General features: G+C 56.3%; 11 protein-coding genes and 2 pseudogenes. 11 read left to right on the top strand and 2 right to left on the bottom strand.

The window, feature by feature from the left end:
- Positions 1–147 precede the first annotated feature (147 nt).
- Positions 148–1,641 (top strand): aldehyde dehydrogenase, encoded by a 1,494-nt coding sequence (locus tag ACMXYH_RS22700; protein WP_415765006.1) that lies wholly within the window; start codon positions 148–150, stop codon positions 1,639–1,641.
- A 70-nt stretch (positions 1,642–1,711) separates the two neighbouring features.
- On the opposite strand, the gene tnpB is transcribed toward ACMXYH_RS22700, so the two are convergent.
- Positions 1,712–1,882 carry an IS66 family insertion sequence element accessory protein TnpB gene (gene tnpB, locus ACMXYH_RS22695; RefSeq protein WP_415767742.1) on the bottom strand — a complete coding sequence of 57 codons (171 nt, stop codon included), beginning with the start codon at positions 1,880–1,882 and terminating at the stop codon, positions 1,712–1,714.
- A 553-nt stretch (positions 1,883–2,435) separates the two neighbouring features.
- Between tnpB and ACMXYH_RS22690 the strand changes: the two are divergent.
- From ACMXYH_RS22690 to ltrA (ACMXYH_RS22675), 4 genes and pseudogenes are all read left to right on the top strand, one after another.
- A pseudogene (locus ACMXYH_RS22690) lies at positions 2,436–2,789 on the top strand (IS66 family transposase zinc-finger binding domain-containing protein); the annotation flags it as partial.
- A gap of 539 nt (positions 2,790–3,328) precedes the next feature.
- Positions 3,329–4,585, top strand: a complete 1,257-nt coding sequence (gene ltrA, locus ACMXYH_RS22685; RefSeq protein ID WP_415765005.1) for a group II intron reverse transcriptase/maturase — start codon at positions 3,329–3,331, stop codon at positions 4,583–4,585.
- A 64-nt stretch (positions 4,586–4,649) separates the two neighbouring features.
- Positions 4,650–5,594, top strand: a pseudogene (gene tnpC / locus ACMXYH_RS22680) (IS66 family transposase); the annotation flags it as partial.
- 596 nt (positions 5,595–6,190) lie between these two features.
- Entirely contained in the window at positions 6,191–7,477 is a 1,287-nt protein-coding gene (gene ltrA, locus ACMXYH_RS22675; RefSeq protein WP_415764648.1) for a group II intron reverse transcriptase/maturase, read from the top strand.
- A 221-nt stretch (positions 7,478–7,698) separates the two neighbouring features.
- Here the strand turns inward: ltrA (ACMXYH_RS22675) and ACMXYH_RS22670 are convergent, their stop codons facing one another.
- On the bottom strand, positions 7,699–7,989 hold the full coding sequence (locus tag ACMXYH_RS22670; protein ID WP_415765004.1) for a hypothetical protein: 291 nt from the start codon (positions 7,987–7,989) through the stop codon (positions 7,699–7,701).
- Positions 7,990–8,227: 238 nt separating this feature from the next.
- Here ACMXYH_RS22670 and ACMXYH_RS22665 point away from each other — a divergent pair, with 238 nt between their 5' ends.
- The 6 genes from ACMXYH_RS22665 (at position 8,228) to ACMXYH_RS22640 (ending at position 14,737) form a co-directional block, all read left to right on the top strand.
- The gene (locus ACMXYH_RS22665; RefSeq protein ID WP_415765003.1) at positions 8,228–9,331 is read left to right on the top strand and encodes a polyamine ABC transporter substrate-binding protein; all 1,104 of its coding nucleotides are present in this window, start codon (positions 8,228–8,230) and stop codon (positions 9,329–9,331) included.
- 30 nt (positions 9,332–9,361) lie between these two features.
- On the top strand, positions 9,362–10,783 hold the full coding sequence (locus tag ACMXYH_RS22660) for an aminotransferase (protein ID WP_415765002.1): 1,422 nt from the start codon (positions 9,362–9,364) through the stop codon (positions 10,781–10,783).
- Positions 10,780–11,688, top strand: a complete 909-nt coding sequence (locus ACMXYH_RS22655; protein WP_415765001.1) for a helix-turn-helix transcriptional regulator — start codon at positions 10,780–10,782, stop codon at positions 11,686–11,688. The genes ACMXYH_RS22660 and ACMXYH_RS22655 overlap by 4 nt, the downstream gene beginning before the upstream one ends.
- A gap of 81 nt (positions 11,689–11,769) precedes the next feature.
- Positions 11,770–12,912 (top strand): ABC transporter ATP-binding protein, encoded by a 1,143-nt coding sequence (locus ACMXYH_RS22650; RefSeq protein ID WP_129440210.1) that lies wholly within the window; start codon positions 11,770–11,772, stop codon positions 12,910–12,912.
- Between the two features lie 35 nt (positions 12,913–12,947).
- Positions 12,948–13,829 carry an ABC transporter permease subunit gene (locus ACMXYH_RS22645; protein ID WP_415767741.1) on the top strand — a complete coding sequence of 294 codons (882 nt, stop codon included), beginning with the start codon at positions 12,948–12,950 and terminating at the stop codon, positions 13,827–13,829.
- Positions 13,826–14,737 carry an ABC transporter permease subunit gene (locus ACMXYH_RS22640; RefSeq protein ID WP_415765000.1) on the top strand — a complete coding sequence of 304 codons (912 nt, stop codon included), beginning with the start codon at positions 13,826–13,828 and terminating at the stop codon, positions 14,735–14,737. The genes ACMXYH_RS22645 and ACMXYH_RS22640 overlap by 4 nt, the downstream gene beginning before the upstream one ends.
- The last annotated feature ends 46 nt before the right edge of the window (positions 14,738–14,783 follow it).

The raw sequence follows: 14,783 nt of genomic DNA, 5'->3' as shown, positions 1-14,783 counted from the left end.
GGGCGAAGGAGTCGGGTAATCGAGACAACTGCCGCCTGCTGCTGCAGGACTTTTTGGCCGGTCTTTGAAACGCAAATTCAACCGTGACCCAGCATACGAATCAGCTTGCTCGATCTGGGCCATCAATCGTGAAACGTGAGGACGATCATGCAAAAGTTAACTTTTAACGATTGGGAAACCAAATCAGCACAGCTGGAAATCGAAGGACGCGCATTCGTTAATGGCGCCTATGTGAACGCTGTGGCTGGGGGTGTATTCGAGTGCATTAGCCCAGTGGACGGACGCTTCCTCGCCAATGTGGCCAGTTGCGAAGCTGCGGATGCGGAGCATGCAGTGAAGGTTGCGCGCGCAACATTCGATTCCGGGGTGTGGTCTCGCTCGTCGCCAGTTTCGAGGAAGCAGGCGATGCTCCGGTTCGCTGATCTACTTGACCAAAACGCAGAGGAACTGGCTCTGCTGGAAACTCTCGACATGGGCAAGCCCATCTCGGATGCGTTGAATGTCGATGTCCCTTGTGCGTCCGCAGCCATCCGCTGGAGTGGCGAGGCGATCGACAAAATTTACGACGAAGTTGCTGCGACTCCGCACGACCAATTAGGCCTCGTCACTCGTGAGCCAATTGGCGTTGTGGCAGCCATCGTGCCGTGGAACTTCCCGCTGATGATGGCTTGCTGGAAATTGGGCCCTGCACTCGCAACTGGTAACTCTGTAATTCTGAAACCGTCGGAAAAGTCGCCTCTTACCGCTATTCGCGTTGCCCAGCTGGCAATTGATGCCGGCATACCTGTAGGTGTTTTTAACGTCCTGCCGGGCTATGGGCATACCGTAGGTAAGGCACTCGCTCTGCATATGGACGTCGATACGATTGTCTTCACCGGCTCTACCAAGATCGCCAAGCAACTCATGATCTACGCCGGCGAATCCAACATGAAGCGCGTATGGCTGGAAGCTGGGGGCAAGAGCCCTAACATCGTTTTCGCCGATGCGGCCGATCTTCAAACCGCAGCAGAGTCGGCTGCCGGCGCAATCGCTTTCAATCAGGGAGAGGTCTGTACCGCAGGTTCCCGTCTTCTCGTCGAGCGCTCGATAAAAGACAAATTCCTTCCGTTGGTCATTGAGGCGCTGAAGGGCTGGATGCCTGGTAACCCGCTCGATCCTGAAACTAACGTGGGCGCTCTGGTCGACACTCAGCAGATGAATAACGTGCTGTCCTACATTGAGGCTGGTCACAAGGACGGCGCCAAGTTGGTGATAGGTGGCGAGCGCGTTCTTCAGGAAACCGGTGGAATGTATGTGCAACCCACTATTTTCGACGGTGTCAGCAACGCGATGAGAATCGCTCAGGAAGAGATTTTCGGGCCGGTTCTGTCAGTTATTACGTTCGATACGGTCGAGGAAGCTATATCGATTGCGAACGACTCCCCATACGGTTTGGCCGCTGCAGTTTGGACTGCAGATATCTCCAAAGCTCACCTCACGGCTAAAGCTCTGCGAGCGGGCAGTGTCTGGGTCAATCAATACGACGGCGGCGATATGACTGCCCCATTTGGTGGCTTCAAACAGTCGGGGAACGGTCGCGACAAGTCGCTCCACGCGTTTGATAAGTACACCGAACTCAAAGCCACCTGGATCAAGTTGTAATGGAGCTCGTAATGGCCGTTCAAAACACTGTTCTTTTCCGTCAACATGCATTCATGGATGGTGAGTGGGTTCACGCGGATACCAGAGCCTGAAGTTGCTCGGCATCCAACTCAACTTCGGAGCCATGCCGCACGCCCGGCCAAAAGAACCGCCCTTGTTGTAAACGCCGAGCCGCAAGCCAGATTCCCACGCCGTCGTGAACCAGCACTTTCATGCGATTGGCGCGTCGATTGGCAAACAGATAAGCACAACACCGCCACGACCCGCGAAAGCGCGGTGTCGGTGCCGGCTCGCATGTCCATGGGCTCGGTGGCGAGCCAGATGGAGTCGATGCGAATCATCGCAGCAGGTCTCACAGGAAAGCGGAACACGCTGCTGCATTCTCTGCCGGCCAACTCACAACGACTACGCCTTTTGAATGCGGCACTTCGATTCGGATCGTGGCAGGCAGGGCCTGATGCATCGGCACCGGCGGCGATGTCTTGACCGGGATGAAGGCTGTTTGGAGTGCCAGATTTTCGGTCGCGGTAGGAATGGCAGTCACCTGCCACCCCCCGCACAGATCCGTACGTGCGGAATTACCAAACGTATGAGAGCAACGCTCAAGGAGATACGGGCGCAGTTGCATAAGCGCAGGCACGAGCCTGTCCCAGTGATCGGGCAGTGGTTGAGTCGGTTGTTTAGAGGCTATTGCAATTACTACCACGTCCCCGGTAATACACGGCGGCTGGATGCTTTTCGCCGGGAAGTTATCGGAGCGTGGAGGCATGCCCTTAAACGGCGGAGTCAGCGCGGCCATCGAAGCCGAGCTGAAAGCGTTGAATCCGCCGGCTGCGCAGGCCGAACCACGCAAGTAACCAAAGCGTGTTCCTTTGCCTGCGCAGTTTCCGCGCAGCGTGATTTATCACGAACCCGACAACACCCAATGCCCCTGCGGCTGCCAGCTCCAGCGGATCGGCGAGGACGTCAGCGAGAAGCTGGATTACACGCCGGGCGTGTTCACCGTCGAGCAGCACGTGCGTGGGAAATGGGCCTGCCGGCAGTGCGAAACACTGATCCAGGCACCGGTGCCGGCCCAAGTAATCGACAAGGGCATCCCGACCGCAGGTCTGCTGGCTCACGTGATGGTGGCCAAATTCGCCGACCATTGTGTGTCACGAACACAACCTCCGTAGCTGAATGGAGAGTTGTGGTGCTTTATTGAAGATGAGGGTGGGCCCCTCGGAGTCGGTTTGCAGGAGCAGGCTCCAAACCACCTCAAGCTGCTGGGGTAAAGAGCCCTGGTGGTGAGCGTTGAGGAAAAGGCGCGGCATAGACTGCGTCAGGTACGGTACAGAGAGACGAATGCAAATGAACCGTCTATGTGGTGTCGAAACGTATTCAGATGGCGTCGAAACCGGGCTTTGGTGGTTGGCCCGGGATGAAGGTCGAGGGATGCCTGCCGACTGCTCGACCGGCGCCCGGCATGAAGGCGGCGTGACTCTGTATCAGGCTTCAGTAAGGAACGTGAGAACCTGTCGTCCCGATGTTAAGGGAGAAGTTCAAGCAGATAGCCTCTGCAAGAACGAGAGTACCGATGCGGGGCACAGGGACGGAGGTGCTCGTAGTAGGGCTGAAGGACCTGTAATGGGGCTGGACCGAAGGGGCGCCGTCGTTCGGCCTCAGCAGAGTCACAACCTGAAAGGGGATGATGTCTATGCCTGAGGCAAAGTCGTTTGATATTGCAAAGCTTGAAGTTTGGGATGCGTATAAGCGCGTTAAAGCTAATCGTGGCGCAGCTGGAGTTGACGAGGTCAGTATTGACAAATTCGATCGAGATTTAGGTAAGAATCTGTACCGGATCTGGAATCGAATGGCCTCGGGTAGCTACTTCCCGTCGCCGGTCAAACGTGTGGATATTCCAAAGGGTGATGGCAATACGCGTCCTCTGGGGATCCCCACGGTTGCTGACCGGATTGCACAGATGGTCGTTCGGCAGCGGCTTGAGCCGTTGCTGGAGCCGATATTCCACAAAGACTCTTATGGATACCGACCGGGGCGCTCGGCACATGATGCCTTGCGCGCTGCCCGAAGTCGGTGTTGGCGGCATTCTTGGGTGCTTGACCTCGACATCAAAGGGTTCTTCGACAATATCGATCATGACCTGCTGCTGAAGGCTGTGCAGCGACACACCGACTGCCGGTGGATAGCGCTATATATAAAGCGCTGGCTAACCGCGGACGTGGTGTTGCCGGATGGTACTCAGCAAATGCGAGATCGAGGGACGCCACAGGGCGGTGTTATCAGCCCATTGCTGGCTAACCTCTTTTTGCATTACGCGTTCGATAAATGGATGGAGCGGCACTACCCCACAGTGTTGTTTGAGCGCTACGCGGATGACGTTATCTGCCACTGTGACAGCGAAGCCGAAGCTCAGTCTTTATGGGCTGATCTGAAGGTCAGAATGACGCAGTGTCAGCTAGAGTTACATCCGGAGAAAACTCAGGTGGTGTACTGCGTCGATGCCAATCGACGTGGCGACTATGGCGTGAAGCGGTTCGACTTTCTGGGCTATACGTTTAAGCCTCGGCAGTCGATGAATCGGAAGGGGAAGCTGTTCACCAGTTTCTCACCGGCCGTTAGCGACAAAGCGGCGAAAGCTATGCGACGTGAGATGCGTAATTGGGGCCTTTCGCGCCTGAGCCGATATGATTTGGGTGAGCTGCTTGCGCTGATTCGCCGGAAAATTGTTGGCTGGGTGCGTTACTACGGGCTCTTCCATTCATCGACTTTGCAACGCTCCCTGAAGACACTGGACTTTCATTTGGTGCGATGGGCGCAGCGCAAGTACAAGAAGCTTCGCGGCCATATCTCAAGGGCATGGCAGTGGTTGTCTAATCTTCAGCAACGTGCCCCCACGCTGTTTCCTCATTGGGGCGCAGCAATACGAACGACTGGACGATAGGAGCCGGATGAGTCGAGAGGTTCATGTCCGGTTCTGGGAGAGCGCAGGGGTGAGATTCCCCTGCGCCACTCATCTGCCGCTGTACCGACAAGAGAAAATCTTTGGCCGCGCCGGCCTGGCTATCGCCCGCTCGACACTGGCGCAATGGGTCGGCCAAACCGGTGTGCAGCTCCAGCCCCTGGTTGATGCGCTGCGCGAAGCGGTACTTGCCCAAGGCGTGATTCACGCTGACGAAACCCCGGTGCAGATGCTCGCGCCGGGCGAAAAGAAAACCCATCGTGCTTATGTCTGGGCCTACTGCACTACGCCGTTTTCGGCACTTAAAGCAGTGGTTTACGACTTCAGCCCGAGCCGTGCGGGTGAGCATGCCCGCAACTTCCTTGGGCAATGGACCGGCAAGCTGGTTTGCGATGATTTCGCCGGCTACAAAGCAAGCTTTCAGCAAGGCATCACCGAAATCGGCTGCATGGCCCATGCCCGCCGCAAGTTCTTCGATCTGCATGCGACGAACAAAAGCCAACTGGCCGAACAGGCGCTGCACTCAATTGGCGGGTTGTACGAAATCGAACGGCAAGCGAGGGAAATGACCGACGAGGATCGCTGGCGAATACGTCAGGAAAAAGCGGCGCCCCTTATCGACGCACTGCATACCTGGATGCTGGCCCAGCGCGACCTTGTGCCCGAAGGCTCGGCTATCGCCAAAGCTCTGGATTACAGCCTCAAGCGCTGGGGCGCACTGGTTCGATATATCGAGGACGGTGCTGTACCCATAGATAATAATCCAGTGGAAAACCAGATACGGCCGTGGGCACTCGGCCGCTCCAACTGGTTGTTCGCCGGTTCACTGCGCAGCGGCAAACGAGCAGCGGCAATCATGAGTTTGATCCAGTCGGCGCGCATGAATGGGCATGATCCATATGCCTATCTCAAAGATGTGCTGACGCGGCTGCCAACACAGCGTGCCAGTGAGATTGATCAACTGCTGCCGCATCAGTTGGTGCCGGCCTGAGTCACGCAAGGTGACTTCGGCGGACGCTTAGTGCGCCAGTTAAAGCTGGCGGAGGATAGTCGATGAAAGTTCGATACTGGTAAGAAATGGCGAATCAACCAGACCCCGAGTCATGCATGTTGCACCGTGAGGTGCAGGGTGAAGCGTTGACAGGGGAAACCGATGGGCCAGCCATTGAGCCGCGTAATCAGGAATTCGGGATGCCGATGCTGTTAAGCGAAGCAGAAGGCAACACGGAGCATGGCGTTATACGCCAGTCATGCTCTGATCCCGCGCGGTCGGAGACCCTGTGCACGTCGGGAAGTCCTCCGCACAGAAACTGGGAGATCTCAGCGGCGCCCAGTGCGCAAGCACCGGGCGGAGCAGGAAAGGCCAAAAGCCGTAACCCTGCTGTTCACGTCGCTGAGAAGTCGGATACGTCCGTAGTACCTGAGAAGCCATCGAACAAAGGGCCTGGCCCTGCGGAGATAGTGGAGGAAAGGGACGTAGTCAAGGGAAACACCAACAGGCCTCCCGCGCCCCGGACACTGAGCCGGATCAGCTGCGCGTCGATGGGACTTGACGGTGTACGTGAAGCAGCCCGAAGGAACAAGGGCATGCAGTTCACGGCATTGCTGCACCACATCACACCGCAGTTATTGGCGCAGAGCTTCTATGCCCTGCGCCGCGATGCAGCGGCGGGCGTGGACGGCATGTCGTGGCGAGAATATGAGGAAGGTCTTCTCCAGCGGGTGACCGATTTGCACGGAAGGCTCCACAGGGGAGCCTATCGGGCAACGCCGTCGCGGCGGGTCTATATCCCCAAAGCCGACGGCAGGCAGCGCCCGCTGGGCATTGCCTCTTTGGAGGACAAGATCGTACAGCAGGCGGTCGTTACCGTTCTGAATGTGATCTATGAAGAGGACTTCCTGGGATTCTCGTACGGGTTTCGACCGGGACGCAGCCAGCACGATGCGCTGGATGCGTTAACGGTCGCGCTGAAGGGCCAGAAGGTGAACTGGATATTGGATGCGGATATCACGTCGTTCTTTGATGAGATCGACCATGAATGGATGCTGATGTTTCTGGGACACCGGATTGCAGACCGGCGCCTGCTCGGGCTTATCTGCAAATGGCTTCAAGCGGGTGTTATGGAGGATGGCCGTAGGGTGGCTGCGCTGAAGGGGACTCCCCAAGGGGCAGTGATATCGCCATTGCTGGCGAATATCTATCTTCACTACGTGCTGGATCTATGGGCAAGGCAATGGCGCCAGCGGCATGCCCATGGCGATGTGATTGTTGTGCGCTACGCGGACGACAGTGTGGTGGGTTTCAGGACGCAATGGCAGGCTCAGCAGTTTCTGGTGCAGTTGCAGGAACGCTTGGCCAGGTTCGGTTTATCCCTCAATGCCTCGAAGACACGGCTGATTGAATTTGGTCGTTTTGCTGCGAGAAATCGTAGGAAGCGAGGGTTAGGTAAACCGGAGACGTTTGACTTCCTGGGCTTCACGCACTGTTGTAGTACCAACAGAAGCGGTGGTTTTCAAATACTGCGACTGACGGTCAAGAAGCGAATGCGTGCGACGCTGCTGGCTATTCGGGATGAGCTGAAGCGCCGACGTCATGAGCCCATCCGGGCTCAAGGGCAATGGCTTACTCGGGTGGTCAGGGGCTACTTCAATTACCACGCGGTGCCGGGAAACCTGATACGTCTTGGTGGTTTTCGTTCGGCGGTATGTCGCCTATGGCGGCAAGCCCTCAAACGTCGCAGCCAGCGTAATCGGCTTCAATGGTCACGCTACGGACGCCTTGCTGACCTCTACATACCTAGACCCAGAAATGCACATCCTTACCCTGAGGATCGCTTCGCGTCACACACCCGAGGCAGGAGCCGTATGCGGTAGTTCCGCACGTACGGATCTGTGCGGGGGGTGGCAGGTAACTGCCATCCCTACCGCGACCTGTGGATTCAACCTATCGTGAAGGCGTCCTCAGGTCGGTTTCGGCCAGTCGCAGACACAAGAGTCGCTGGCCAGCGTTGAATGCAAAACTATGGTCAAGTCAACGTAATTACCAGGTTGCTGTAAACCACTTTTTTGAGTTGTTAACCTCAGTGGTTTACAGATCAAAAAAGCGATTTACACGGAGCCAGAAATTTCGAAGCTGGATGTTGGCCCAGCGCGATCTGGTGCCTAACGGCTCGGGTGGACAATTCTAAGAAGTGCTCGATCACTTGGAATTGGTAGTGCCCGTACGCAGGGTTGCAGATGACCCGGATAGGTTTGAATTCATCCGGATGGATTAGCTTCTGAGCACTAATCCCCCAAAATGCGACGGCAACATCAAGTGAGTCCTCATCGGCAACCAGTTGCACAACCGTGTCTTGTTCACGATGTTGTCCGATGAAGTTGTTCATCGGGTGCCTTGGGTGATCATTGGGTGATCTTTATGGAAGGCACTCTAGACGTCTGTCCTTTGTCGGCGCTATGACAAAACGTGTCACCATATCTGCTGTTTTTTGCCATCCCGTTCAGTTCGGGAGTGCTCAATCCTGATAGCCCCCCATTTGGGTTATGGCGTCATTGGCCGAATCCCTTAATAGTGAGTCCAACCGGTCATCCAGAACCGGCTTCGCTTGATAAGGTGATTTTGCTATGAGCAAGGCATTCAAGTTGATTTTCAGTACGCTCCTGGTACTCATAACGGTCGATGTACAGGCTGGTGAGGAGAATGAGGCCAATACGCTGCGGCTGTACAACTGGGCGGATTACATTGGCGAAAAAACCATCGCCAACTTCGAAAAGGCGTCCGGCATCCACGTGATCTATGACACGTTCGACGCCTATGAAACGGTTCAGGCGAAGCTCATGACCGGTCATTCCGGCTACGATCTGGTCGTGTTGAATGCGTCCCTCGCACCGCCATTGATCCATGCCAAGGTTTTCCAGCCGCTGGATAAGAGTTTATTGCCCCAATGGACCAACCTCGACCCGAAGGTTCTGGAGGGGCAACAGGGATTCGATGCCGGTACGAAGTACGCGGCGCCCTATACCTGGGGCAGTAATGGCATCACCTACAACGTCGACAAGATCAAGGAGCGCATGCCGGACGCGCCGATCGGTTCGTTGGCGATGATCTTCGATCCAAAAATCGTCTCGCGTTTCGCCGACTGCGGAGTAACGCTGGTAGATGCGCCAACGGAAGTGATCCCGTTAGCCCTGGTATATCTAGGACGCGACCCTGAGAGCGCTGCGCCGGAAGATTTGAAAGCCGCCCAGGATTTGTTGTTGTCGGTGCGGCCATATATTCGCAAATTCGATTCGGTCAACTACCTGACCAGCCTGCCCAATGGTGACGTGTGCATGGCCATGACCTGGTCAGGTGATTATGCGACGGCGATGGCGCGTGCCGAAGAAGCGAAACTGAATATCAATCTTGCCTACTTTATTCCCAAGGAAGGCTCGTTGATCTGGTTCGACAATATGTACATTCCGGTGGACGCACCCCATGTCGCGAATGCCCACAAGTTCCTCGACTATCTGATGCAGCCTCAGGTGATGGCTGAGGTGAGTGATTACATTCATTACGCCAATAGCAACGCGGCCGCCACTCCGTTGCTGAGTGCCGATGTACGAAACAATCCCGCTATCTACCCCGATGAGCAGACGCGTCAACGGCTGTTTCCACAGAAGAGCCAAAACGCGAAAGACACGCGTGCCATCACTCGGGTCTGGAGCACCGTAAAGAGCGGAATTTAATTCTTCAATTATTTGGTTTGAGGTTTTTGTATGGTTACTGCAGCCAATAAACAACTGTCAGCTGTTGTAGATGACGCCAGGTTGGTCAGCGCCGATAAAGCTCACTACATGCACGGCTACCACATGTTCGACGAGCACAGCGAACAGGGTTCCTTGAACATTGTGGCGGGTGACGGTGCCTATATCATCGACGCCCATGGCAACCGCTTTCTCGATGCCGTTGGTGGAATGTGGTGCACCAATATCGGATTGGGGCGCGAGGAAATGGCGCTGGCGATTGCCGATCAGGTGCGGCAACTGGCGTATTCGAATCCGTTTTCCGACATGTCCAACAATGTCGCGATCCAACTGTGCGAAAAGCTCGTCAGCCTGGCGCCAGGGGATCTGGATCACGTGTTTCTGACCACGGGTGGCTCTACTGCAGTTGACACCGCGTACCGACTGATTCAGTACTATCAGAACTGCCGTGGCAAACCGGACAAGAAGCATGTAATCGCGCGTTATAACGCCTATCACGGCTCCACGACTCTAACGATGTCAATCGGCAACAAGGCCGCCGACCGGGTGCCTGAATTCGATTACGCCAACGACAGAATTCACCACATCTCCAACCCCAACCCATATCGCGCGCCGAGCGGTATGGACGAGGCGCAGTTCCTTGAATTTCTGGTCAAGGAATTTGAAGACAAGATCCTGTCTATCGGTGCGGATAAGGTGGCGGGTTTTTTTGCCGAGCCGATCATGGGATCCGGCGGAGTGATCATCCCGCCCAAGGGCTACCTCAAACGCATGTGGGAAGTATGCCAACGCTACGACATTCTTTTTGTCGCTGACGAGGTGGTGACATCGTTTGGCAGGCTGGGCAAGTTCTTCGCTTCTTATGAATTGTTCGATGTGCAACCGGACATTATCACCACCGCCAAAGGGCTGACGTCCGCTTATCTGCCGCTGGGAGCGTGCATTTTTTCCGACCGTATCTGGAAGGTGATTGCCGAACCCGGCCAGGGGCGCTGCTTTACTCACGGTTTTACCTACAGCGGCCATCCTGTGTGCTGTACGGCGGCATTGAAGAACATTGAGATTATCGAAAGAGAAAACCTGCTGGCGCATGTCGACGACGTCGGTGGCTATCTGGAAGAGCGGCTCGCGACACTCTGTAATCTGCCGCTGGTTGGCGAGGTGCGTTGCCAGAAGCTCATGGCATGCGTCGAGTTCGTGGCCGACAAGCGCACTAAAGCGTTGTTTGCCGACGAGATTAACATCGGCGAAATGATTCATTCCCGCGCCCAGGCTCGAGGTTTGCTGGTGCGCCCGATCATGCATCTCAACGTGATGTCACCGCCGCTGATTCTGACGCGCGCTCAGGTCGATGAAATCGTCGAGATCCTGCGGGTGTGCATACTTGAGGTGGCCGCTGAGCTTGAGCAAAGCGGCCAGTATTTCGGCCAATGAATTCAAGTCTGCGATTAACAGGTGCCGGTTCACCCGCTAGACTGCGGGGCATGAACAAACCTGACGAAGAGACGTTGATTGCCTTGCGTTTTGGGGCATTGCATAACTGGCATCGCGACATGCGCGAGGCATTTGCCCATGTCGAGAAGCTCGACGCGCTGCAATATCTGGCGTCGGCGTTCGGGCATCTGGTGTCCGTCGAATCGGTGATGATCAGCCTGGAACACAAGGACCGTGCACCGCAGTTGCTGTATCAGCGCGGCATTCCGGAAAAATATCGGGAGTCGATCATCGACCGCTATTTTTCCGGTGGCTACTTGCTTGATCCGTTTTGCCTGGCAGTGGAGCAGGGCCTGGCCGAAGGTTTTTATCATCTTGAGGAAATTGCCCCTGACAACTTCTTTGAAAGTGAGTATTACAACACTTACTACTTGAAAGCAGGGAGCTCCGAAGACAGTTTTTATATTGTCGACACGGTGAATGAATCGCAAATATCATTGAGCTTGTTTCAAGGCTTCGGTGGCGAGGCGCTCAAGGCGGAACAACTCAATCTGCTGCGGGCGGTCGAGCCGCTAGTACGGGAGTTCATCCATGAGTTTGGCCAACGCGGTTTGCAGAACATTGTAGCAACGCGCGCCGATGGCGAAGCCACTACCGCGCATGACGATTTCAAACTGCGATTGCAGGCCGCTTTTGAGAATTTCGGTCGCGATCTGCTGACGCAGCGCGAGCGCGAGGTCGCGCACATGGTACTCCGCGGGCACTCCGTGAAATCCACGGCCAGGCAGTTCGGTATTTCGCCCGAGACTGTCCGCATGCACCGCAAAGGTCTTTATTTAAAGCTGAACGTCAATTCGCAGTCGGAATTATTTGCACTGTTTTTCGTGTGGTTACGGACGAATTAAGTTATTGCCCATTAGCGAATCCTAATAACAATAAGGTTGCCTTGTTCAGGCAAGCGGTCTCTCTGCGCGAGTGATAAAAAGATGGCAGTTGCCTCCGGCGCCTATAAGAAAGCCCTCGAGGGCGACCAGTCACCTAAACAGGTGTTGGTCAAAATCGACCGGGTCACGAAGAAGTTCGACGAGACGATTGCCGTGGACGATGTGTCCCTGGAAATCAAGAAAGGCGAGATTTTCGCCCTGCTCGGCGGTTCGGGATCGGGCAAATCCACGTTGCTGCGCATGCTCGCAGGCTTCGAACGGCCCACGGAGGGGCGCATTTTCCTCGATGGCGAAGACATCACCGACATGCCGCCGTACGAGCGGCCGATCAACATGATGTTCCAGTCCTACGCTTTGTTCCCGCACATGACCGTGGCGCAGAACATCGCCTTCGGCCTCAAGCAGGACAAGATCCCCGCCGCTGAAGTCGATGCGCGCGTGGCCGACATGCTCAAGCTGGTACAGATGAGCCAGTACGCCAAACGCAAGCCGCATCAGTTGTCCGGTGGTCAGCGTCAGCGTGTGGCCCTGGCGCGTTCCCTGGCCAAGCGGCCGAAACTGTTGCTGCTCGACGAACCGATGGGTGCTCTGGACAAGAAGCTGCGTTCGCAAATGCAGCTTGAGCTTGTCGAGATCATCGAGCGGGTCGGCGTAACCTGCGTCATGGTGACCCACGACCAGGAAGAGGCCATGACCATGGCCGAGCGCATCGCGATCATGCACCTGGGCTGGATCGCCCAGATCGGCAGCCCGATCGACATCTACGAAACCCCGACCAGCCGTCTGGTCTGCGAGTTCATCGGCAACGTCAACATCTTCGACGGCGAAGTGATCGACGACGCCGAAGGTCACGCGACCATCACCTGCAAGGACCTGGACCGCCAGATTTACGTGGGCCACGGCATCAGCACGTCGGTGCAGGACAAATCCGTGACCTACGCGATCCGTCCGGAAAAACTGCTGGTGACGCCGACCATGCCGACCTGCGAATACAACTGGTCCAGCGGCAAGGTGCACGACATCGCTTACCTCGGTGGCCACTCGGTGTTCTACGTCGAACTGCCGAGCGGCAAGATCGTCCAGTCTTTCGTCGCCAACGCCGAGCGCCGTGGCCAGCGCCCAACCTGGGGTGATCAGGTTTACGTGTATTGGGAAGACGACAGCGGCGTGGTACTTCGCTCATGAACTTACGCAAACTCAAACGCCGCCTCAATCGAATAATTCCCGGTGGCCGTCAGCTGGTCATCGGGGTTCCGTTCATCTGGCTGTTCATGTTCTTCATGTTGCCGTTCTTCATCGTTCTGAAGATCAGCTTCGCCGAAGCCGACGTGGCCATTCCGCCGTACACCGAGATCTACAGTTACCTCGACCAAAAAGTGCAGTTGCTGCTTAACCTGAGCAACTACGCGATGCTGGCCGGCGACGAGTTGTACATCGCCGCCTACCTCGGCTCGTTGAAGATGGCGCTGATCAGCACCGTCCTCTGTTTGCTGATCGGCTACCCGATGGCCTACGCCATTGCCAGTGCCCGTAAAGAGCTGCAAACGGTGCTGGTGCTGCTGATCATGATGCCGACCTGGACCGCGATCCTGATCCGCGTTTATGCGTGGATGGGCATCCTCAGCAACAACGGTCTGCTCAATGGTTTCCTGATGAGCATGGGCTGGATCAGCGAGCCGCTGCAGATCCTCAACACCAACCTCGCCGTGTACATCGGCGTGGTGTATTCGTACCTGCCGTTCATGATCCTGCCGCTCTATGCCAACCTGGTGAAGCACGATGCCAGTTTGCTGGAAGCCGCATCGGACCTGGGTTCGAGCACCTTCAACAGTTTCTGGAAAATCACCATTCCACTGTCCAAGAACGGCATCGTCGCGGGCTGCATGCTGGTGTTCATTCCGGTGGTGGGCGAGTTCGTGATCCCGGAACTGCTCGGCGGTCCGGAAACCCTGATGATCGGTAAAGTGCTCTGGCAAGAGTTCTTCAACAACCGTGACTGGCCGGTGGCGTCCGCCCTGGCGGTGGTGATGCTGGCGATTCTGATTGTGCCGATCATCCTGTTCAACCGTAGTCAGGCCAAAGAAATGGAGGGTAAAGAATGAAGCGCTTCCGTTTCTCAAGTTTGATGCTGGTGCTGGGTTTGCTGTTCATCTACGCGCCGATGCTGATCCTGGTGATCTACTCGTTCAACGCCTCCAAACTGGTGACGGTGTGGGGTGGCTGGTCGATCAAGTGGTACGTCGGCTTGATGGACAACACTCAACTGATGGGCTCGGTGGTGCGCTCGCTGGAAATCGCCTGCTACACGGCGGTGGCGGCGGTGGCGCTGGGTACATTGGCCGCGTTCGTCCTGACCCGTATCACTCGCTTCAAAGGTCGCACGCTGTTCGGTGGCCTGGTCACCGCGCCGCTGGTGATGCCCGAAGTGATCACCGGTCTGTCGCTGTTGCTGCTGTTCGTGGCCATGGCGCAGATGATCGGTTGGCCGCAGGAGCGCGGCATCATCACCATCTGGATCGCCCACACTACGTTCTGTGCGGCGTATGTGGCGGTGGTGGTGTCGGCGCGTTTGCGTGAGCTGGACCTGTCCATCGAAGAAGCGGCCATGGACCTCGGTGCGCGGCCGTGGAAGGTGTTCTTCCTGATCACCATCCCGATGATCGCGCCATCGCTAGGGGCCGGCGGCATGATGTCGTTTGCCCTGTCGCTGGATGACCTGGTGCTGGCGAGCTTCGTGTCCGGTCCGGGTTCCACGACCTTGCCGATGGAAGTGTTCTCGGCGGTGCGCCTGGGCGTGAAACCCGAGATCAACGCCGTGGCCAGCCTGATTTTGCTGGCGGTATCGCTGATGACGTTCCTGGTCTGGTTCTTCAGCCGTCGTGCCGAAGAAAGTCGCAAACGTGCGATTCAGCAGGCGATCGAAGAAGGTGCCGCTGCTTCGGCCAAGCCACAACCTATTGCCCCACTTCAAAAACGCACCGAGCGCTCCAAAGCTGCTCCAGTCACCTGACCACGATCAATGTTCGATCTCCACCGAGTACGCATTTTGGTATGCC

Source organism: Pseudomonas frigoris (assembly GCF_047758635.1).
GTDB classification, from domain to species: Bacteria; Pseudomonadota; Gammaproteobacteria; order Pseudomonadales; family Pseudomonadaceae; genus Aquipseudomonas; species Aquipseudomonas frigoris.
Note: the sequence above shows the minus strand (reverse complement) of the source record. Positions and strands in the feature narration are given on the sequence as shown.